Here is a 20833-nt window from a genome sequence, read left to right as displayed (position 1 = left end):
TTTGCGGCGTTTTTTTGTTTGGTGATTAAAAGCTAGAGCCACAGCTCTGAGATGGGCGTGTCTACACGATAATGATAACTCAGCTGCGCTTGTAAAAGTTCTGCAGTAGCAAGTGCATCCGTTAACGCATTATGATTTTGATATGCAGGTAGGGAATAACGCGCACGGCAATCTGTTAGCCTAAGAGAACCTAATTTTGTGTTAAACAATCGCCCTAATAACCCTTGTCTTGCTCTTAATGCTCTTTTTTCTATTTCCATTGTGTCAACAAGTGCAAACTCAATACCTTCTTTAAGCCTTAACAATAAAGCATTATTTAAAAAGTGACGTTCTATTGCGGCATAATGCACCACGACAACTTTACCACTGAGTGCTTCGAGTAAAGGCTCTATAATTTGACTAAAGTCAGGGGCGTCGTCCACCTCAGAGTGCGTTATTCCATGTATTAAAATAGACTCTTCATGAAGGTTTCGCCTAGGCTGCACAACCCAATCCCGACTGTACTTACAATAGATACGCTTTAAATTGAACGGCACTAAACCAACACTCACTATATCGTCGTTTTGGCTATTTAAACCTGTTGTTTCAAAATCCATTGCTACAAAAGGTACGTCTTTTATTGCAGCTTTGTCTTGATTATAAGCACCAGCATAGAAGTGTTTTAAGAGTTTATTTTTGGTGCTATTGGCAAGCTCGTTATACCTAGCCTGCCAATCAATTGCTTTATGATTACGCGGATTCATAAGCTACTTCACACCAGAGTTTGCTGTGTAGCTAAATTTTAAATAGCTTTGTGCTTTTTCTAGAATCGCGAATGCCTCTTTTAAGTTTCGTTGTTCAAAAGGAGAAAGTAAATGTGGGTCTAAGTCGTTATCGGGCTCCTCGCCCTTCTCTATTTGCCACGCTTGATGGCGAATTCGCATCATGGCAATATACTCAAGTGCGTCACGTAAATCTTGCGCTTTACCCTGTGGTAAAAGTTTAGCTTCGATAATATCTTCTAGCCGTTCAAACGAATTTTGTTTACGCGAACCAATAGCTAACGCGTGCACACGAATAACATCAGAAAGAGGTGCAGTCCCTCTTCGCTTTAAGTTCATTGAACGCTTATGTTGGCCATTATGCTCCATTACAAAGCCTTTAAAGAAACCAAGCGGAGGTGTTCTATTTCTAGCATTTGCTGCCATATTAGCTAAAAATACGCGATTTACTTTACTTTGTTTTGCTATAAATATTCTAAGTTCGTCGGCCCACTTGGTTTTACCCCCCACACCATCTAAGTCAAAAAATATAGAGCTATTAAGTAGTGCTTGTGGTTTTGGCTGCGCTATCCAATCTGCAAATTGATCGAACCACTGTGAACGAGTTTTTCGCCACTTTTTAAACGACGCCATAATCTCTCCATCACAGTAAGTGTAACCACACTGCGCTAAGCCATCACAAACGAAATCAGCAATATTTTGGAAATATTCGTTATGTTTCTCGTCGTCGTAACTGTCATCTAAAATAAGTGCGTTATCTTGATCAGTTACAATAAGTTGCTCATCACGAGCCATTGAGCCCAAAGCAATAAAACAGTAAGGCACTGGAGGTCGCCCAAACTTTTCTTCTGCTAATACAAGTAATCTTTGTTTAAATGTACGCCCTATAACAGCCATGGCTGTACCAACCATGTGTGAGTTTGCGTCTTCATTAACCATACGGACAAACACATTGGGCAATTGGCGCGCATAATGCGCCAAATCCTCTATTGTCTGTTGAGCCAGTATGCCGCGCACAAGTAACAAGCTGCTTTGAGATTCATAGCGTAAAATATCAGATAGAGAGATAACTCCGATTGGGCGTCTTTTTTGTACTACTGGCAAATGGTGTAAGTTATCTCTAAGCATGGCCAATACAGCTTCAAAAATATAGTCATTAGCATCTAAAAGTACTAAGTTAGTGGACATGATGTCTTTTGCTTGCGTGTTAAAGGCAAGCCCTTTAGCCACTACTTTAGTGCGTAAATCCCTATCGGTTATTATACCAACAACCTGTCCGTCATCTTCTTCTGGGTCATCATTTATTGGTTTATTCACATCGGTAACCAACACTGACGATACCGCCTCTTCGGTCATTAATTTAGCGATATCTTGTATTGTAGAGGTTGCATCTACGGTGACTACATCTCTGTGAATTAATGATTTTACCTTCGCGGTTGTCAGGTCATTGCCATCGGCTTGCTCGACGATAGCTTGATGTAAACGCACGTTACCATCTGTTTCAAAGTAATCAGCAAATACATCAAACTCATCGCAATAACGATCAAATAGGTCAACATTTATGCAGTAAACCAGCGTATCTTCAAGAGCCGCTGCAGGAAAGCGCACCTTGCGGTTCATTAACAATCCCATCTGCCCGAATATACCACCTATTGATAAGCGGTTATAAAGCTCACCATTTCGACGATACATTTCTACAGAACCACTTCTAATTACATACAAATCAGATATGTCTTGTCCAAAACTTAAAATATCTGTTTTTGCTCTAAAATAAGCAACTTCTACTTGTTGAGCTAGCTCATTAAGTGCTTTTTGAGGTAAGTCATCAAAAGGAGGATGTTGTGCTAAAAATTGTGCGATTTCCACTTGTTCGGCTTGCATAAATCCCTTCCTGTATGCGCATTTAAATGACTAAATCTATTTCGCAGATTAACACTATCACCGGGGTGTGAAAACAATTACTGCATAATTTGGGGCACAAAAAAAGAGCCTAAATAGACTCTTTAAATGTAATACTTATTGTAAAATTTATTTACCGCGCTGGGCGTCTTTTTGGGCTTTTTTGGCTTCTTTACGTTGCTGTAAAACAGCTTGTGCCTCATTACCAATATGGCCTTCACCACGGGCTTGCGCTAATTCTATTTGCTTTTGGCGCTCTGCAAAGCGTGCGCGTTGTTCATCTGTTACCTCTTCAATGCAATGATGACAAGAGACGCCTTCCATGTACTCAGGCTTTAACTTTTCGTCTTCTGTAATTGGCATACGACACGCATGACACTGATCGTATGACCCTTTTTGTAGGTCATGATCAACCGCAACGCGATTATCAAATACAAAACATTCGCCTTTCCACATGGTTTCTTCTTTTGGTACTTCTTCTAGGTATTTTAAAATACCGCCTTCAAGGTGATAAACTTCATCGAAACCTTGCTCTTTCATGTAGGCTGTCGACTTTTCGCAGCGGATACCGCCGGTACAAAACATAGCCACTTTTTTGTGTTTTTCAGGGTCTAAGTTTTCTTTTGCCCACTGTGGAAATTCGCGAAAGGTTTTGGTATTTGGATCGACCGCATTTTGAAATGTACCAATTTCAATTTCGTAATCATTACGTGTATCAATTAAAATTACTTCAGGGTCAGATATAAGTGCGTTCCACTCATTTGGCTTAACATAACTACCCACAACTTTTAGCGGATCTACACTTTCAACACCCATAGTTACAATTTCTTTTTTTAGTTTTACTTTGGTGCGGTAAAACGGACATTCATCGTCGTAAGATTCTTTTGTAACGATGTTTTTTAAATTTGGTTGCTCATCTAGCCATGCTAATAAGTTATCTATCCCTTCGCGTTTTGCAGAAACAGTACCGTTTATACCTTCCGCAGCGAGCAATAAAGTACCGCGTACTTCATTTGCTTCCATCACTTCTAGTAATGGGTTACGGATAGCTTCAAATTCAGGTAAACCTACAAACTTATACAGCGCACATACTACAAAGTGATCGCCCGTTACATTATTTTTATCAACAACAGTCATTGTATTTCCTATTTTGCCTTGTTAGCCAATATTGGCGTTTACCGAATCGTAAATCCGGCGCATATGGGGCGCGTATTTTACGCTTTTTTAGTTTAATTGCAAAAAATAGCGCTATAGATTGGTTTTTACTGTTAGCGACCTAGCTGTGTAAGTTATAATGCACTAATAAATTTATAGAGTTAATTTGCTCATTTTGGAGAAACACACATTGCAGTTTACTGATCTTGGGATTGATACACGCCTTGAAACACAATTAGCACATCAAGGGATCACCCAGCCCACCGATATTCAAGCGCATGCAGTGCCTACCGCACTTGCAGGGCATGACATTTTCGCTCAGTCTAAAACTGGGTCGGGCAAAACCTTGGCGTTTTTATTACCTGCTGTACAAAGGGTTATGAAACAAAAAGCACTCAGCAAACGCGATCCTCGTGTACTTATTGTTGCTCCTACACGTGAGCTTGCTACGCAAGTATTTACTCAGCTGCGTCTATTAATTGCAGGCACAGCCATAAAGGCAGTAAAAATACTTGGCGGCGAAAACTTCAATGACCAAATAAAAGCACTTAGAAACGACCCACAATTCGTAGTAGCTACACCTGGGCGTTTAGCTGATCACATTACAAAACGCTCATTGCAATTGAGTGGACTAGAACTGCTAATTTTTGATGAAGCCGATCGTATTTTAGATTTAGGCTTTACCGAGCAGTTAAAAATGATTAACGAGCAAGCTAACCACCGTTTACGTCAAACATTATTGTTTTCTGCAACACTTGACCATGCACAAGTAGATGCACTATCACGCAACCTATTAAAAAAGCCAAAGCAAATTACTCTAAGCGCAGCAAATGAGCAACATAGCGATATTAAACAAACGTTATACCTTGCCGATCACCTTGATCATAAAGAAGCGCTATTAGAGCACTTTTTAAACCAAGATAATGTTGGTCAATGTATTATCTTCACAGCAACGCGTTCTGACACGAGCCGTTTAAGTGAAGCGCTTAATGCTAAAGGCTTCAAATCTGTAGCGCTTGCTGGTGATTTAACGCAAAACAAACGTTTAGATATCATGGATTCGTTTAGTCGCGAAAACTTTAAAATATTGATCACCACCGACGTTGCATCTCGTGGTTTAGATTTACTAAGCGTAACGCACGTTATTAACTTTGATTTACCAAAACACGCCGAAGAGTATGTACACCGCATAGGTCGTACAGGACGTGCTGGCTTTAAAGGGAATGCAATTTCATTAGTTGGCCCAAAAGATTGGGCAAGTTATTTAGCTATTAAAGCATTTTTAAATGACGAATTAAAATTTGCGAGCGTAGAGAGCTTAAAAGCTAAGTTTAAAGGTTTAAAAGAGAAAAAAACTGAGGCAGCGTGGGACAAATCTAAAGAAAAAACCGCCGCGGTTAAAAAGCCTGCATTTAAGCGCAAAGCTAAACCTAAAAAGCCTACAGCGCCAATTAAAGCACCGATGAACATTGATGGCGATACACCAATGCGCCGCAAAAAAAAACCTGAGCAGGAATAATTATGAGTTACCTAGGAACCACACAAACATTATTTGTAAAAGAAGTGAGTAACGAAGGTGCTTACTTAGACGGCCATGATTTAGGTGAAGTATTTTTACCAAAACAAGAAATAAAACATGAGCTTGAAGCAGGTGATAGTATCAGTGTATTTATCTTTTTAGACAATGCTAATTTAGCCACAGCAACAATAAAGAAACCACATGCTCAAGTTGGCGAGTATGCCCTGCTTCGCGTTAAAGAAATAAATAGTATTGGAGCATTTTTAGATTGGGGGCTTGAGAAAGATGTACTTGCACCTTTTAATGAACAAAAACCACGCATGCAAGAAGGCCATTCTTATTTAGTACGTTTGTACCTTGATAATGCAAGCCAACGTATTTGTGCATCAAACAACTTTAATCGCTTTTTATCAAAAGATGAGCCGCAATATACTCACTTACAAGAAGTGGATTTAATTGTTGCTGGCAAAACAGATATTGGCTACAAAGTATTAATTGAAGAATCGCATTTCGGTGTTGTTTTTTACAATATGGTATTTAAAAGTTTATTTGTAGGTCAAAAGCTTAAAGGATTTATTCAAAAAGTACGTGAAGACGGAAAAATTGATGTTGTCCTAGAAAAGCCAGGCATGGGTAAAGTAAGTGACCTTGGTGAAACTATTATGCAAAAACTTAAAAACGAAGGCGGTGTTATTCCACTTGGTGATAAGTCTGATCCTGAAGCAATAAAAAAGATGTTTTCTACAAGTAAGGCTAATTATAAAAAAGCAATTGGTGGATTATTTAAACAAGAGTTAATAGATATCGAAGCGAAATCCATTCGCCTTAAATAATAACCTAAAGCGTTTAATATCAAATACTAAACGCTTTTAAAATTTAACTTATAGATTGATTAATATTGTTCAGGACACTAACAGGATCTTCTGCTTGGGTTATGGGGCGCCCAATAACCAAATAATCACTGCCGGCATAAATAGCCTGCTCAGGTGTCATAATACGTTTTTGATCACCAGACTCACTACCAGCGGGGCGAATTCCAGGTGTAACAAGCTTAAAGCTCGCTCCAAGTTCAGCTTTTAATACTTTAGCCTCTTGTGCGGAACAAACTACACCATCAAGACCCGCTTTTTTTGCTAGCTTAGCTAAATGTATAACCTGTTCTTGAGCAGACTTATCAACTCCTAAACGTTTAAGCTCAATTTCATCCATACTAGTTAGAACAGTAACAGCAATGAGTAATGGTGCTTTGTCACCAAACTTCTCTAATGCTAGTTTCGCTTTGTTCATCATTTCAACACCACCAGAAGCATGAACATTTACCATCCATACTCCCATTTTGGCAGCTGCAGTGACCGCTTTAGCGACGGTATTAGGAATATCGTGAAACTTTAAATCTAGGAAAACATCAAAGCCTAGCTCTACTAACTGTTTAACGAAACTAGGTCCAAAATAAGTAAACATTTCTTTGCCGACTTTGAGGCGACAAGTATCAGGGGATAATTGTTTTACAAAGTTAAGCGCATCTTCTTGTGAATCATAATCTAATGCAATAAGAATTTTTTTTGAGGGTTCGAAAGACATAACTATCCTAGTGAATGGCAATAACGTTATTAATTATGGGGTTATTAAAATCCGTCTAAGCCTCGACTTGGTACAATGGTTTCCCAATGCTTACAAGAAGGGCAATTCCAATATATAGTATAACTTGTAAAGCCACAATGCTGACACTGAAAATCAGGTTTTGTTGCTATATAAGACGTTACAAGCTTATCAATTTGCTCAAGTACCTCTTTGGTATTTTTATTTTGATTACCCATTAACTGTAATAAAAAGCTAAAGCCACGAATAGTTGGCTCTCGCTTTAAGCTATCAGTTAAAAATTCAAATGCTTGTTTCGTTTGTCCTTGATCAAGTAAAGCCTGACAGTGTTTTATTTTTATTAGCACACCGCCCTTCTCTAACAAGTCACTGACTAACTCGTGAAATTGATGCGTTAAATTTAATTGTCTATAACTATGGGCTAATTCATCAATGAATAATGGAGCAAATAAAGTGAATTGAGATACTAGCTCGCGCCAGTAATAAATTGCTTTAACGTAATCTTCCTTTGCATAAGCAACTAATCCTAACTCGTAAAGCGGACGTACGGCTTTATAATTTAAGCTAATCGCTTTACGCATTAGTTGGGGTGTATTATCACTTAGAGCTGACTCACAATAAAAATTACTAATAGCTTTAAACTGTTGTTCTTTTGAAAATAGTTCGTTATGGGCTTCAAACATGTTGATGCCTTTTTCCCACTCACGAGTTTGCGAATATAAAGTGATAATAGGGTCTAGCGCTTCTACATGCCCTGCTTTAACTAAACAAACTAAATGCTCTTCAGCACTGTCAAGTAATCCCGCCATGATATAATCTTCAGCAAGTTCTAAACGCGTAGTCGCTGATTCTTTTTCACTTAAGCTCGGGTGTTTTAAAAGAAGTTCGTGGATTTTTATTGCGCGATCTAATTCGCCTCGACGACGAAACATTGTAGCGAGTGTAGAATAGTGCTCAACGGAGTCAGCGGCAACCTCTAATAAATTAATTAGATGCTCTAAACCCTGATCTTCTTCTCTATCGAGTAAAAATTTTAAGCCCTTGCTATATTCAGAAGTAATCTGACGATTGAGTTGATGAGCTTGGTTCTTAGCACTGTTTTTACCCATAATCCAACCGTAACCAGCGGCAACAGGTAATAGTAAAAACAAAAGCTCAATCATAGTTAGGAGTCTTTATTCGCGGCAAGCTTTTTTTTATCTTTTTCAGGCGCTAATTGCTTTTTTAAGCGGTAATTTTGCCACTTTAATTGCGAAAACAATTTAAAGCTAATAAAACAACCAATCAAAACACCTAATAAAAAGCAGATACTTATTATTACAGCTAAAGGTAATGTATTACTGGCAATAATGTAATTTACTTGTACTAACTGGGGATTTTGTGACCCTAATACAAATGCACTAATGAGGCATAGTGCAACCAGAATAATTTTTAATACCTTGAACAAGTAACTACTCCACTAAGTTAACTAGGCAATGCTTTCATTTACGCGATCACGTAATTCTTTGCCTGGTTTAAAATGAGGTACATGTTTTCCTTCAAGCTCAACTGTATCGCCAGTCTTAGGATTACGACCTGTGCGAGGAGCGCGGAAATGCAAAGAGAAACTACCAAAACCTCTGATCTCAATACGATCTGAAGTAGATAATGAGCCGGCCATTTGTTCAAGAATTTCTTTTACAGCATTCTCAACATCTTTCACTGGAACGTGTGCGTGTTGTTCCGCAAGTGTTTCTATCAATTCTGACTTAGTCATAGCGTTTCCTTAAAAAGAGATATAGGAAGGGCAAAAATGCCCTTCCAACTAAAAACTAATTATATATTAGTCTTTTTGTGCATTTGCGAAAGCAGCTGCCATTGCGTTTTCAAACACTGGCTCTTCTTTCTTAAGCTTCTCAAGTACTTCTTTCTCTTCTGCTTCGAAAAGAGCTTTAACTGATAAGCTTAAAGTGCGGTTCTTACGATCAACACCAACGTATTTAACTTCAATCTCGTCGCCTACAGAAACAACAGTAGTTGCATCTTCAACGCGCTCTTGAGCGATATCAGCTACACGGATGTAACCTTCAACGCCTTCGATAAGTTCAACAGTTGCGCCTTTCGCATCAACTTCAGTCACTTTACCTTTAACAATAGCACCTTTCTTGTTTGCATCAAGGTAGTTATTGAATGGGTCAGCTTCGATTTGCTTAACACCTAGAGAGATACGTTCACGCTCTGGATCAACTTGCAATACGATAGCAGTGATTTCGTCGCCTTTCTTGAATTCACGTACAGCTTCTTCGCCAGGTGTATTCCAAGAAATATCTGAAAGGTGTACAAGACCATCAATACCACCGTCAAGACCGATAAAGATACCGAAGTCAGTGATTGATTTGATCTTACCAGTAACTTGGTCGCCTTTATTTTGAAGACGAGCAAATTCCTGCCAAGGATTAGCAATACATTGCTTAAGACCAAGAGAAATACGACGACGTTCTTCGTCGATTTCAAGAACCATAACTTCAACGTTGTCGCCAAGGCTTACAACTTTAGAAGGATGGATGTTCTTGTTAGTCCAATCCATTTCAGAAACGTGTACTAGACCTTCAACGCCTTCTTCGATTTCTACGAAGCAACCGTAATCAGTAAGGTTAGTTACACGACCAGAAAGTTTAGAACCTTCTGGGTAACGACCAGCGATAGCTGCCCATGGATCTTCACCAAGCTGTTTAAGGCCTAGAGATACACGAGTTTTATCTTTGTCGAATTTAAGAACTTTAACTGCGATTTCGTCACCAACATTAACGATCTCTGAAGGGTGCTTAACACGCTTCCAAGCCATATCTGTAATGTGTAGTAGACCATCAACACCACCAAGATCAACGAATGCACCGTAGTCAGTAAGGTTCTTAACGATACCTTTAACTTCTTGGCCTTCAACAAGGTTAGCAAGAAGCTCTTCACGTTCTTGTGAGTTTTCAGATTCGATAACTGCACGACGTGAAACAACAACGTTGTTACGTTTTTGATCAAGCTTGATTACTTTAAATTCAAGCTCTTTGCCTTCAAGGTGAGTTGTGTCACGTACTGGACGAACATCAACAAGTGAACCAGGTAGGAAAGCACGGATTGAATCAACTTCAACTGTGAAACCGCCTTTAACTTTACCGTTGATAACACCAGTAACAGTTTCTTGCTCTTCACATGCTTTCTCAAGACGGATCCACGCTTCGTGACGCTTCGCTTTCTCACGAGAAAGGATAGTTTCACCGAAACCGTCTTCAATTGCATCTAGTGCAACATCTACTTCGTCGCCTACAGCAACTTCTAGTTCACCAGCAGCATTTTTGAACTGCTCTGCAGGGATAGCACTTTCTGATTTAAGACCAGCATCTACAAGTACAATGTTATTCTCGATAGAGATTACTGTACCTTTAACAATAGAGCCTTGCTCTGCTTCAAAACCCTTTAAGCTTTCTTCAAATAACTGCGCAAAATTTTCTGACATACGAATATACGTCTCATATATTAATACCAATAAGCAACCATGCTGCATGGGGTTGTTAAAATAGCACTGGCATCCTGCTGGCGCATAAAATATGTTTAGCTTCGTTTAGGAAGCTTACCTTCAGATATTGCAATATCAACTAAAGTTTTAACTTTATCAAACACTTGCTGAGCATTAAGCTCGCTAGTGTCTATCTCAATAGCATCTTCTGCAGGTACAAGCGGCGCGACTGCACGATTCATATCGCGCTCATCACGAGCTTGAATGTCCTGTAATAGACCACTAAGTGTAACATCATGGCCACGCTCATTCAACTCAACAAAGCGTCTACGAGCACGTTCTTCTGCACTAGCAGTTAAATATATTTTTAATGGCGCATCTTGAAATACCACAGTGCCCATATCTCTGCCATCGGCGATTAAGCCATTTTCAGTGCGAAACGCACGCTGACGACGTAATAGGGCTTCACGAACGCGAGGTAAAGCAGCCACTTTTGATGCTGCAGCCCCCACTTCCTCATTACGAATAGTGGTTGTTACGTCTTCGCCTTCTAAAATAACTTTTCCTGCATTAGTTTGGCTATCTACCAAAAACTGTACATCTAAGTTTGCAGCAAGCGGGACTAACCCTTCTTCATTGTCTAGTGCGATTTGGTGATGAAGTGCAGCTAAAGATAAAACACGATAAATCGCACCGCTATCTAACACATCCCATCCTAACTTGTCGGCTAACAAGCGACAAACAGTTCCTTTACCTGAACCACTTGGGCCATCAACGGTGATCACGGGCATTAATAACGCCTGCATTTAAAACCTCCTGCAATGCACACCTAAATAAACCGCGACATTATACGTCAGTTATTAAAATATATCTGCTATAAGTGTGTAACTTTTTATAAATAGTTATGAACGTACTATTCACTCACCGACGCTAAAACATTGAAAAAAGTAGGAAATGTTTTATAAGTACACTTAGGATCATTAATAGTTATAGGCTTGCCGCCTACGGCAACCATTGAAAAACACATAGCAATACGGTGATCGTCATAAGTATCAATAGCTACATCATTAAATGTTTCTGGTGGTGTGATTTCTATAAAATCTTCGCCTTCTACTACATGCGCACCGACTTTACGAAGCTCGGTAGCCATTGCATATAAACGATCTGTTTCTTTTACACGCCAGTTATAAATATTACGAATAGCGGTTTTACCTTTAGCAAACAAAGCAACAGTTGCAAGGGTCATTGCTGCATCAGGAATTGCATTTGCATCAATATCAACACCATTAAGCTCGCCTTTGCGAACAACTAAACGCTCATCATACCAATCAATTTTAGCGCCAACCTGCTCCATTACTTTAGCAAAGCCAATATCACCTTGAACCGATTTAGCGCCAACACCTTTAATTTCTATCTCGCCACCAGCAATCGCTGCTGCTGCAACAAAATAAGACGCCGACGATGCATCACCTTCAACCATAATACGCTCGATTGATTGATACTGTTGACCACCTTTAACGTTAAAAGTTGCATAATCACTGTGCTGAACATTAATTCCAAAACGGGCCATAACACCTAAAGTAATATCAATATAAGGCTTAGAGACTAAAGTACCTTTTATTGTTATCTGTGTATCACCACTAAATAAAGGAGCAGCCATTAGTAGTGCAGTTAAAAATTGACTTGAAATACTGCCGTCAATTTCAACTTCACCACCATTTATCTGCCCACCGACTATTTTAAGTGGTGGATAATCTTTATGTTTAGTGTAAGAAACTTCACCGCCTAGTGCTTGCAGTGCATCAACTAAGTGCCCTATTGGTCGCTCTTCCATGCGAGGCTCACCTATTAACTCATATTCGCCACTAACTGCAGCAAGCACTGCTGTTAAAGGGCGATATGCAGTCCCCGCATTACCTAAAAATAAAGGCTCGCTAGGTGTTTTGAAAACACCACCCACACCAGTTACAGTCGCTACGGTGCGCTCTTCATTAAGTGTTACATCTACACCTAAAAGCTTTAAAGCCCCCAGCATATGACGAATATCATCACTATCAAGTAAGTTCTCTACAACGGTTGTTCCATTAGCAAGTGCTGCTAATAATAAAATACGGTTTGATAAGCTTTTTGACCCAGGTAAAGTGACTGTGCCATTTACACGAGAAATAGGCTCTAAGCGAAGTTGCTCCATTAGCTATTCTCCTTTGCAAAGTTAGCCATAAAATCCACAAGCGCCTGAACACCTTCAAGCGGCATTGCGTTATAAATACTTGCACGCATACCGCCCACAATTCTGTGCCCCTCAAGTGCTAACAAACCTGCGTCTTTAGATTGCGACACAAATTTTTTATTTAAGCTTTCATCGTTAAGCCAAAATGGAACATTCATTCGTGAACGACAATGCTTAGCTACTTTATTGGTATAAAAAGAAGACTCATCAATAAAATCATAAAGTAACTGCGCTTTTGCAATATTTTGCGCTTCCATTGCTTTAACGCCGCCATTACTTTCAAGCCATTCAAATACTTCTGCAGCTAAATACCATGCAAAAGTAGGTGGAGTGTTAAACATGCTACCCTGCTTTGCTTCAAGTGCGTAATCTAAAATACCAGGTTTTGGTAAGCCTTCACGCTCTAGTAATGTTTTACGTACAATAACGATTGATATACCCGATGGACCAATATTCTTTTGTGCGCCGGCATAAATTAAATCAAATTTATTAACGTCTATTTCGCGCGATAAAATAGTTGACGACATATCAGCAACAATTGGCGCCGTTGGGTGTGTTGGTACTTCAAAAATCTCTAAGCCATCAACGGTTTCGTTTGGACAATAGTGAATGTACGCTGCATCTGCTGGTAAATCCCAGTCAGCTACTTGTTTTATTGAAAACTCACCATCAGCATCATTACGTACATCAGTAAAAGTCGTTTGAGTGAATTTACTCGCCTCATCTCTCGCACTTTTTGACCACACACCATTTTCGCAATAAACCGCAGCTTTACCTTCTTGGTGCAAGTTTAGAGGGACGGCGCTAAATTGACCGCGACCACCACCGTGCATAAATAGCACTTCAAACTCATCGCTAATGTTCATTAATCGACGAAGGCTGGCTTCGCATTTAGCTGTAAGCGCTAAAAAGTCTTTACTGCGATGGCTTATTTCCATCACAGACACACCTAAATCTTGCCAATCTAAGAATTCTTTTTGTGCTTTTTGCATAACCGCTTGCGGAAGCATAGCTGGCCCCGCACAAAAATTGTATTTACTCATTACCTTTGCCTCATTCCAGTAATTTAACTACTGAGCATAAATAAAAATTGATGCTCTATTAATTTTTTTCAACAACATTAAAAAAAGCGGCCTTAGCCGCTTTTTCAATTTCAATTATTCAGAAGGAGGATTGTCATCCACGGCTTCGTCTATAACTGTATCAACTGTTTCAACGTCTTCAATATCCATTAAGTCACTTTCTGTAACTTCAATCTCTTCGATACGTTGTAAACCAACTACTTGCTCTTCGTCAATAGTTCTGATCAAAATAACACCTTGGGTGTTACGGCCAACCGTAGAAACTTCATTAACGCGAGTACGTACTAAGGTACCACGATTAGAAATAATCATTATTTCATCGTTGTCGTCAACTTGTACAGCACCTACAACAGCACCGTTACGCTCACTCACCTTGATAGATACAACACCTTGTGTTGCACGGCTCTTAGATGGGTAATCTTCAAGTTGAGTACGTTTACCGTAACCGTTTTCAGTTACCGTTAAAATTGCACCATCAGTTTTTGGCACAATTAAAGATACTACACGTTGATCATCGGCCATTTTAATACCACGAACACCTGTAGCAGTACGACCCATAGGACGTACACCTTTGAAACGAATTTCTGGGTTACCCTCTTCGTCTAGAACCGGGTTACCGTCTTCATCAACTACCGCTGATTCTTCAGCTTCTTTAAAGCGTACAACTTTACCTGCATCAGTAAACAACATAATTTCGTTGCTACCATCGGTAATATCAACACCAATTAGGCTATCGCCTTCATTTAGGTTAACAGCAATAATACCGCTCGCACGTTGACGACTGTATGCTGTTAGTGGTGTTTTCTTCACTGTACCAAATGCTGTAGCCATAAAGATGTATTTATCTTCTTCGTACTCGCGTACAGGTAAGATAGCAGTGATACGCTCATCATCTTCAAGTGGCAATAAGTTAACAATTGGCTTGCCACGCGCAGCACGACTTGCAAGTGGTAACTGGTAAACTTTAAGCCAGTATAGACGGCCCGCAGTTGAGAAACACAATATTGTATCGTGCGTGTTTGCCACTAATAGACGCTCAATGAAATCTTCATCTTTCATCTTCGTTGCAGATTTACCTTTACCACCACGACGTTGCGCTTCGTAATCAGACAATGCCTGATACTTAACGTAACCTTCGTGAGAAAGCGTAACAACAACGTTTTCTTCAGTAATTAAATCTTCTAAGCTAATATCGTGTGCAGCAGCGTTAATTTCAGTACGACGCTCATCACCATATTGCTCTTTTATTTCAACTAGCTCATCACGAATAACTTCCATTAAACGCTCAGGGGTAGCCAAAATGTATAATAGTTCAGCGATTAAATCTAAAAGTGCTTGATATTCAGTTAAGATCTTCTCATGTTCAAGACCTGTTAACTTGTGTAAGCGAAGATCAAGAATCGCTTGTGCTTGTTGCTCAGAAATATAGTACTGACCATCACGAATACCTAACTCCGCAGCTAACCAATCAGGACGAGCTACATTGTCTTCGCCAGCTTTTTCAAGCATCGCTTGTACATTACCTAATTCCCACGGACGCGCTGTTAAAGCAACTTTAGCTTCAGCAGGTGTTGGAGATTTACGAATAAGTTCGATTATTGGGTCAATATTAGCAAGCGCAATTGCTAAGCCTTCAAGTGTGTGAGCACGGTCGCGGGCTTTTCGTAAGTCAAATACTGTACGGCGAGTTACTACTTCACGGCGGTGAATAATAAACTCTTCAAGCATTTCTTTTAAGTTAAAACACTTAGGTTGATTATTAATTAACGCAACCATATTCATACCAAACACAGTTTGTAACTGAGTTTGCGAATATAAGTTGTTTAATATAACTTCGCCTACATCACCACGTTTGATCTCGATAACGATACGCATACCGTCTTTATCAGATTCATCACGTAATGCGCTAATGCCTTCAATTTTCTTATCTTTGACAAGCTCAGCTATTTTTTCAATTAAGCGTGCTTTATTCACCTGATAAGGAATTTCGTGAACGATGATTGTTTCGCGACCCGTTTTTTCATCGGTTTCGATGTCGGCGCGTGCACGCATGTACACTTTACCACGGCCTGTTAAATAGGCTTGTTCAATGCCTTTTTTACCGTTGATAATTGCAGCCGTTGGGAAATCTGGGCCTGGGATATAATCCATTAACTCATGAATAGTTAAATCAGGGTTTTGAATAAGTGCTAAACAACCATTAACCACTTCAGTTAAGTTATGTGGAGGGATGTTTGTTGCCATGCCTACCGCAATACCTGATGAACCATTCACTAATAAATTAGGGATTTTCGTTGGTAAAACGTCAGGAATTTGCTCTGTGCCATCGTAGTTAGGTACGAAATCAACCGTTTCTTTTTCAAGATCGGCCAATAACTCATGCGACATTTTAGCCATACGAACTTCTGTATAACGCATTGCCGCTGCTGAATCACCATCAACCGAACCAAAGTTACCTTGGCCATCTACAAGCATATAACGCAAAGAGAATGGCTGTGCCATACGAACTATTGTGTCATAAACTGCACTGTCGCCGTGTGGGTGGTATTTACCGATTACATCACCGACCACACGGGCCGATTTTTTGTAAGGCTTGTTCCAATCATTACTAAGCTCGTTCATTGCAAACAAAACGCGGCGGTGAACTGGTTTTAAACCATCACGTACGTCTGGTAGTGCACGTCCTACAATTACACTCATCGCGTAATCTAAGTAGGAATTTTTTAACTCGTCTTCAATATTGACTGGCAGAATTTCATTGGCGAGATCAGTCATTTGATATCACATTCCTTCAGTATCAGCTCTTTGCAACCCGGTATTAGGCGCTAAGAGTGTTTGTTATTATTTCTAAGTGACCATGCTATCACAATTAATTTAGATTTACAGGCGCAAAACTTTGCGATTTATCAATTTAGCCCTATATAATGGCCTCAGATTGACGAGGAAGTATTTTATGACCGAACATCAAAATGTAGATAACGCAGAAATAGCAAAATTTGAAGCCATCGCAGAGCGTTGGTGGGACCAAGACGGAGAGTTTAAACCTCTTCACGAAATTAACCCATTACGATTAGACTTTATAGCTAATAAAACTCAAGGCCTATTCGACAAAGAAACACTCGATGTAGGTTGCGGTGGCGGCATACTCAGTGAAAGTATGGCACGCATGGGGGCACACGTAACAGGCATCGATATGGGGCAAGAGCCCTTAACCGTTGCTAAATTGCACAGCTTAGAAACGGGTGTAAATGTAGATTACATAAAAGTACCTGCAGAAGAATTTGCTTCACAGTATCCTGAGCGTTTCGATGTAATAACGTGTATGGAAATGTTAGAGCATGTTCCCGACCCTGCTTCTATCATTCATGCGGTAGCAAAGCTTGCAAAACCAGGTGCGGACGTTTTTTTCTCTACTCTTAATAAAACCCCAAAATCGTACTTGTATGCCATTGTTGGCGCAGAAAAGCTGCTAAAAATGGTACCTGAAGGTACGCATGACCATAAAAAGTTTATTAAGCCTGCGCAATTAATCGCATGGGCAGAGCAAGCTGGATTAAAAGTACGTGCAAGTGCTGGGTTAACGTATAACCCGTTTTCAAAGCAATACACTCTTAATACAGATGTAAGCGTTAATTACATCCTTCACTTTGAGAAGTTAGCTTAATGGCTAGCTCTCAGTCCCCCACTTCACTTGTAAATTACGATGCGTTTTTATTTGACTTAGACGGTACGCTTCTTGATACCGCAGATGATTTAGGCACTGCGTTAAATGCTGTACTTCGCTCGCAAGGCGTAGATGAAGTAACCAGCGATGTGTATCGCCCTGCTGCCTCTAACGGTGCTGGTGCATTATTAGAAGCTGGTTTTAAAACGTTATGGCCTAAGCAAGCACAAAGCACACTTATAAAACAGCTCGTTGATGAGTATGCTGCAAATATTGCAAAACAAACTGTTTGTTTTTCTGGTGTAGAATCATTACTCATTGCGCTTTCGCATAAAAAGATCAAATGGGGGATCATGACTAATAAGCCTGGCTTTTTAACTGATCCTTTAGTGGCAGCTATTCCTGCTTTAAAAGATGCAAGTGTTGTGATCAGTGGCGATACTTTAGCTGAGGCTAAACCCTCGCCTTTACCACTTATACATAGTGCAAAGCTGATGGGGGTAGACCCTAAACGCTGCTTGTACATTGGTGATGCACAGCGTGACATTCAAGCAGGCAAAGCTGCAGGTATGCATACCGCTACAGCACTTTGGGGCTATGTACCTAGCATTGACGAAGCTGTTAGCTGGAATGCCAACTTTAACTGGCAAAGCCCGATTGATGGATTCAACCATATATAGTGCTATGTTAATTAATAAACACTATATATTGTGATTGTGTTAGTTTTTACACAAAGCTTGATGATAAAAAAACCAGTCGAAATTTATTTTCAAAATGCGTAAATTTAGCAGATCATTAGTTGATTTTTACATATTTCAACTTAAATGATTGTTCGAAGGTGAGTGTCTACTAACACAATTACGTTATCCCAAAGTTATCCACAAATAGGGGCAATTATGTCCCTTGCAAAACAACTCAGACCACACTATCTTGTGATCTCTAAATTGAACAACACCAGATATTGTGGCCAAATGTTATTCAATTAAATTCGCCCATACGGTGAAACCAATAATAAATGAGTATGTACCTTGCTATTGCGAGGTATAAAACATTGGTCAAAATACATAATTACCAAGGAATACAGGCAAATGAACCAACAGTTATCTGTAAGCAAGCGTGACGGACGTAAAGAGCCACTTGATCTGGATAAGATCCATCGCGTTATTGAATGGGCCGCCGAAGGTTTAAATAACGTATCGGTTTCGCAAGTTGAATTAAAATCACACATTCAGTTTTATGACGGTATTCGTACTAAAGATATTCACGAAACCATTATTAAAGCTGCTGCAGATCAGATTTCAAAAGAATCGCCTGATTACCAATATTTAGCTGCGCGTTTAGCTGTATTCCATTTACGTAAAAAAGCGTATGGTCAGTTTGAGCCACCACGTTTATTTGACCATGTAACAAAAATGGTTGAAGACAAACGCTACGACGCTCATTTGCTTGTAGATTACACAGAGCAGGAACTTGACGAGCTAGACGCATACCTAGATCATTCTCGCGATCTTAACTTTAGCTACGCAGCAGTAAAGCAGCTTGAAGGTAAATATTTAGTTCAAAACCGTGTATCGGGTGAAATTTACGAAAGTGCACAGTTTTTATATATTTTAGTAGCCGCGAGCTTGTTCTCTGACTACCCACGTGAAACACGTACTGATTACATCAAACGTTTTTACGATGCAGTATCAATGTTCAAAATATCATTGCCTACGCCTATTATGTCGGGTGTACGTACGCCTACTCGTCAATTTAGCTCGTGTGTACTTATTGAATGTGGCGACAGCCTTGATTCAATCAATGCAACGTCGTCAGCTATTGTAAAATACGTTTCTCAACGTGCGGGTATCGGTATTAACGCTGGTCGTATTCGTGCTTTAGGTAGCCATATTCGTAACGGCGAAGCATACCACACCGGTTGTATTCCATTTTACAAGCACTTTCAAACAGCAGTTAAAAGCTGTTCACAAGGTGGTGTACGCGGCGGCGCAGCAACCCTATTCTACCCGCTTTGGCACTTAGAAGTAGAAAATCTACTCGTACTCAAAAATAACCGTGGTGTAGATGACAACCGTGTTCGTCACTTAGATTACGGCGTACAGTTTAATAAATTAATGTATTCTCGTTTAATTAAAGACGACTACATTACGTTATTTAGCCCATCAGACGTGCCAGGCCTTTACGACGCATTCTTTGAAGACCAAGACGAGTTTGACGCGTTATACATTAAATACGAACAAGACGAGTCTATTCGTAAAAAGCGTATTAAAGCGATTGAGCTTTTCTCAATGTTTGCTCAAGAGCGTGCAAGCACAGGTCGTATTTACTTACAAAATGTAGATCACTGTAATACGCACAGCCCGTTTATTTCTAAAGTGGCGCCAATTCGCCAATCTAACTTGTGTTTAGAAATTGCATTGCCAACTAAGCCATTAAATAACGTGAACGACGAAGAAGGCGAAATTGCACTTTGTACGTTATCAGCATTCAACTTAGGTGCTATTGAGTCACTTGATGAGCTTGAAGAACTCGCTGAGCTTGCAGTTCGCGCACTTGATAACCTACTAGATTTCCAAGATTACCCAGTACCGGCTGCACGTAATGCCACTATGGGTCGTCGTACGTTAGGAATAGGCGTAATCAACTACGCATACTACTTAGCTAAAAACGGTAAACGTTACTCAGACGGCAGCGCAAATGCACTGACTCACAAAACATTTGAAGCGATTCAATACTACTTAATGAAAGCGTCGAATGAGCTTGCTAAAGAGCGTGGTGCGTGTCCTAAGTTTAACGAAACAACGTACTCTCAAGGTATTATGCCAACAGATACGTATAAACGTGACCTAGACAAAATCTGTGATGAACCTCTTCACCTAGATTGGGATTCGTTACGTGCGAGCATTCAAGAGCACGGTATGCGTAACTCTACACTCAGTGCATTAATGCCATCAGAAACATCGTCGCAAATTTCTAACGCAACTAACGGTATTGAGCCACCACGTGGTCACATTAGCGTTAAAGCGAGTAAAGACGGTATTTTAAAACAGGTTGTGCCTGAGTACGAACGTTTGAAAGATAACTATGAGCTACTGTGGGATATTCCATCAAACGATGGTTACTTACAACTTGTAGGCATAATGCAAAAATTTATTGACCAAACTATCTCGGCCAATACTAATTATGATCCAAATAAATTCGAAGGCGGTAAAGTACCTATGAAAGTCTTGTTAAAAGACTTACTAGGCGCCTACAAATTAGGTGTTAAAACCTTGTACTACCATAACACCCGCGATGGTGCATCTGACTCACAAGACGACACACCAGAAGTCGAAGATGACGATTGTGCAGGCGGCGCGTGTAAAATATAGTTGCTGATTTTAATTTTAAGCGGGCGCATAGCCCGCTTTGTTCTGATAGTTTTTTGAGTGATA

General features: G+C 39.9%; 17 protein-coding genes. 5 read left to right on the top strand and 12 right to left on the bottom strand.

Features of this window, described 5'->3' with window-relative positions; all coding sequences use genetic code 11:
• Positions 1–32: 32 nt before the first annotated feature.
• The 3 genes from V6260_RS01895 to V6260_RS01885 form a co-directional block, all read right to left on the bottom strand.
• Positions 33–743 (bottom strand): 3'-5' exonuclease, encoded by a 711-nt coding sequence (locus V6260_RS01895; protein WP_341592412.1) that lies wholly within the window; start codon positions 741–743, stop codon positions 33–35.
• A 3-nt stretch (positions 744–746) separates the two neighbouring features.
• Entirely contained in the window at positions 747–2642 is a 1896-nt protein-coding gene (locus V6260_RS01890; protein WP_341592411.1) for a DUF294 nucleotidyltransferase-like domain-containing protein, read from the bottom strand.
• A gap of 147 nt (positions 2643–2789) precedes the next feature.
• The gene (locus V6260_RS01885) at positions 2790–3797 is read right to left on the bottom strand and encodes a rhodanese-related sulfurtransferase (RefSeq protein WP_341592410.1); all 1008 of its coding nucleotides are present in this window, start codon (positions 3795–3797) and stop codon (positions 2790–2792) included.
• Positions 3798–4005: 208 nt separating this feature from the next.
• Between V6260_RS01885 and V6260_RS01880 the strand changes: the two genes are divergently transcribed.
• Positions 4006–5334 carry a DEAD/DEAH box helicase gene (locus V6260_RS01880; RefSeq protein WP_341592409.1) on the top strand — a complete coding sequence of 443 codons (1329 nt, stop codon included), beginning with the start codon at positions 4006–4008 and terminating at the stop codon, positions 5332–5334.
• A gap of 2 nt (positions 5335–5336) precedes the next feature.
• Positions 5337–6167: a CvfB family protein gene (locus V6260_RS01875; protein ID WP_341592408.1), complete on the top strand. Its 831-nt coding sequence runs from the start codon at positions 5337–5339 to the stop codon at positions 6165–6167.
• Positions 6168–6210: 43 nt separating this feature from the next.
• Here the strand turns inward: V6260_RS01875 and pyrF are convergent, their stop codons facing one another.
• The 9 genes from pyrF to gyrA form a co-directional block, all read right to left on the bottom strand.
• On the bottom strand, positions 6211–6915 hold the full coding sequence (gene pyrF / locus V6260_RS01870; RefSeq protein WP_341592407.1) for an orotidine-5'-phosphate decarboxylase: 705 nt from the start codon (positions 6913–6915) through the stop codon (positions 6211–6213).
• A gap of 44 nt (positions 6916–6959) precedes the next feature.
• Positions 6960–8096 (bottom strand): lipopolysaccharide assembly protein LapB, encoded by a 1137-nt coding sequence (gene lapB / locus V6260_RS01865; protein ID WP_341592406.1) that lies wholly within the window; start codon positions 8094–8096, stop codon positions 6960–6962.
• 2 nt (positions 8097–8098) lie between these two features.
• On the bottom strand, positions 8099–8380 hold the full coding sequence (locus tag V6260_RS01860) for a LapA family protein (protein ID WP_341592405.1): 282 nt from the start codon (positions 8378–8380) through the stop codon (positions 8099–8101).
• A 21-nt stretch (positions 8381–8401) separates the two neighbouring features.
• Positions 8402–8689 (bottom strand): integration host factor subunit beta, encoded by a 288-nt coding sequence (ihfB, locus tag V6260_RS01855; protein WP_007583054.1) that lies wholly within the window; start codon positions 8687–8689, stop codon positions 8402–8404.
• 66 nt (positions 8690–8755) lie between these two features.
• Positions 8756–10423, bottom strand: coding sequence for a 30S ribosomal protein S1 (gene rpsA / locus V6260_RS01850; RefSeq protein WP_058549119.1), 1668 nt, complete (start codon positions 10421–10423; stop codon positions 8756–8758).
• A 95-nt stretch (positions 10424–10518) separates the two neighbouring features.
• On the bottom strand, positions 10519–11229 hold the full coding sequence (gene cmk / locus V6260_RS01845; protein WP_341592404.1) for a (d)CMP kinase: 711 nt from the start codon (positions 11227–11229) through the stop codon (positions 10519–10521).
• Between the two features lie 107 nt (positions 11230–11336).
• Complete coding sequence (aroA, locus tag V6260_RS01840) at positions 11337–12614, bottom strand: 3-phosphoshikimate 1-carboxyvinyltransferase (protein ID WP_341592403.1); 1278 nt, start codon at positions 12612–12614, stop codon at positions 11337–11339.
• A complete protein-coding gene (serC, locus tag V6260_RS01835; RefSeq protein WP_341592401.1) occupies positions 12614–13696 on the bottom strand; it encodes a 3-phosphoserine/phosphohydroxythreonine transaminase in 1083 nt (360 codons plus the stop codon). The genes aroA and serC overlap by 1 nt, the downstream gene beginning before the upstream one ends.
• A gap of 114 nt (positions 13697–13810) precedes the next feature.
• Positions 13811–16510, bottom strand: a complete 2700-nt coding sequence (gene gyrA / locus V6260_RS01830) for a DNA topoisomerase (ATP-hydrolyzing) subunit A (RefSeq protein ID WP_341592399.1) — start codon at positions 16508–16510, stop codon at positions 13811–13813.
• A 178-nt stretch (positions 16511–16688) separates the two neighbouring features.
• Between gyrA and ubiG the strand changes: the two genes are divergently transcribed.
• The 3 genes from ubiG (at position 16689) to nrdA (ending at position 20770) form a co-directional block, all read left to right on the top strand.
• A complete protein-coding gene (ubiG, locus tag V6260_RS01825; protein ID WP_341592397.1) occupies positions 16689–17399 on the top strand; it encodes a bifunctional 2-polyprenyl-6-hydroxyphenol methylase/3-demethylubiquinol 3-O-methyltransferase UbiG in 711 nt (236 codons plus the stop codon).
• Complete coding sequence (locus tag V6260_RS01820; protein WP_341592396.1) at positions 17399–18079, top strand: HAD-IA family hydrolase; 681 nt, start codon at positions 17399–17401, stop codon at positions 18077–18079. Before ubiG ends, V6260_RS01820 begins: the two co-directional genes overlap by 1 nt.
• 408 nt (positions 18080–18487) lie before the next feature.
• Entirely contained in the window at positions 18488–20770 is a 2283-nt protein-coding gene (gene nrdA, locus V6260_RS01815) for a class 1a ribonucleoside-diphosphate reductase subunit alpha (protein WP_211000144.1), read from the top strand.
• The last annotated feature ends 63 nt before the right edge of the window (positions 20771–20833 follow it).

Origin of the sequence: Pseudoalteromonas aliena (assembly GCF_038155085.1) — a bacterium.
Lineage (GTDB): Bacteria > Pseudomonadota > Gammaproteobacteria > Enterobacterales > Alteromonadaceae > Pseudoalteromonas > Pseudoalteromonas aliena_A.
This window is presented reverse-complemented; position numbering and strand designations above follow the sequence as displayed.

Excerpts from the sequence above, each read along its gene's own strand:
- V6260_RS01885 (WP_341592410.1), bottom strand. The coding sequence starts at position 3,797 with ATGACTGTTGTTGATAAAAATAATGTAACGGGCGATCACTTTGTAGTA.
- ihfB (WP_007583054.1), bottom strand. The coding sequence starts at position 8,689 with ATGACTAAGTCAGAATTGATAGAAACACTTGCGGAACAACACGCACAC.
- cmk (WP_341592404.1), bottom strand. The coding sequence starts at position 11,229 with ATGCAGGCGTTATTAATGCCCGTGATCACCGTTGATGGCCCAAGTGGT.
- lapB (WP_341592406.1), bottom strand. The coding sequence starts at position 8,096 with ATGATTGAGCTTTTGTTTTTACTATTACCTGTTGCCGCTGGTTACGGT.
- V6260_RS01890 (WP_341592411.1), bottom strand. The coding sequence starts at position 2,642 with ATGCAAGCCGAACAAGTGGAAATCGCACAATTTTTAGCACAACATCCT.
- V6260_RS01875 (WP_341592408.1), top strand. The coding sequence starts at position 5,337 with ATGAGTTACCTAGGAACCACACAAACATTATTTGTAAAAGAAGTGAGT.
- V6260_RS01820 (WP_341592396.1), top strand. The coding sequence starts at position 17,399 with ATGGCTAGCTCTCAGTCCCCCACTTCACTTGTAAATTACGATGCGTTT.
- V6260_RS01895 (WP_341592412.1), bottom strand. The coding sequence starts at position 743 with ATGAATCCGCGTAATCATAAAGCAATTGATTGGCAGGCTAGGTATAAC.
- ubiG (WP_341592397.1), top strand. The coding sequence starts at position 16,689 with ATGACCGAACATCAAAATGTAGATAACGCAGAAATAGCAAAATTTGAA.
- gyrA (WP_341592399.1), bottom strand. The coding sequence starts at position 16,510 with ATGACTGATCTCGCCAATGAAATTCTGCCAGTCAATATTGAAGACGAG.
- serC (WP_341592401.1), bottom strand. The coding sequence starts at position 13,696 with ATGAGTAAATACAATTTTTGTGCGGGGCCAGCTATGCTTCCGCAAGCG.
- rpsA (WP_058549119.1), bottom strand. The coding sequence starts at position 10,423 with ATGTCAGAAAATTTTGCGCAGTTATTTGAAGAAAGCTTAAAGGGTTTT.
- nrdA (WP_211000144.1), top strand. The coding sequence starts at position 18,488 with ATGAACCAACAGTTATCTGTAAGCAAGCGTGACGGACGTAAAGAGCCA.
- pyrF (WP_341592407.1), bottom strand. The coding sequence starts at position 6,915 with ATGTCTTTCGAACCCTCAAAAAAAATTCTTATTGCATTAGATTATGAT.
- aroA (WP_341592403.1), bottom strand. The coding sequence starts at position 12,614 with ATGGAGCAACTTCGCTTAGAGCCTATTTCTCGTGTAAATGGCACAGTC.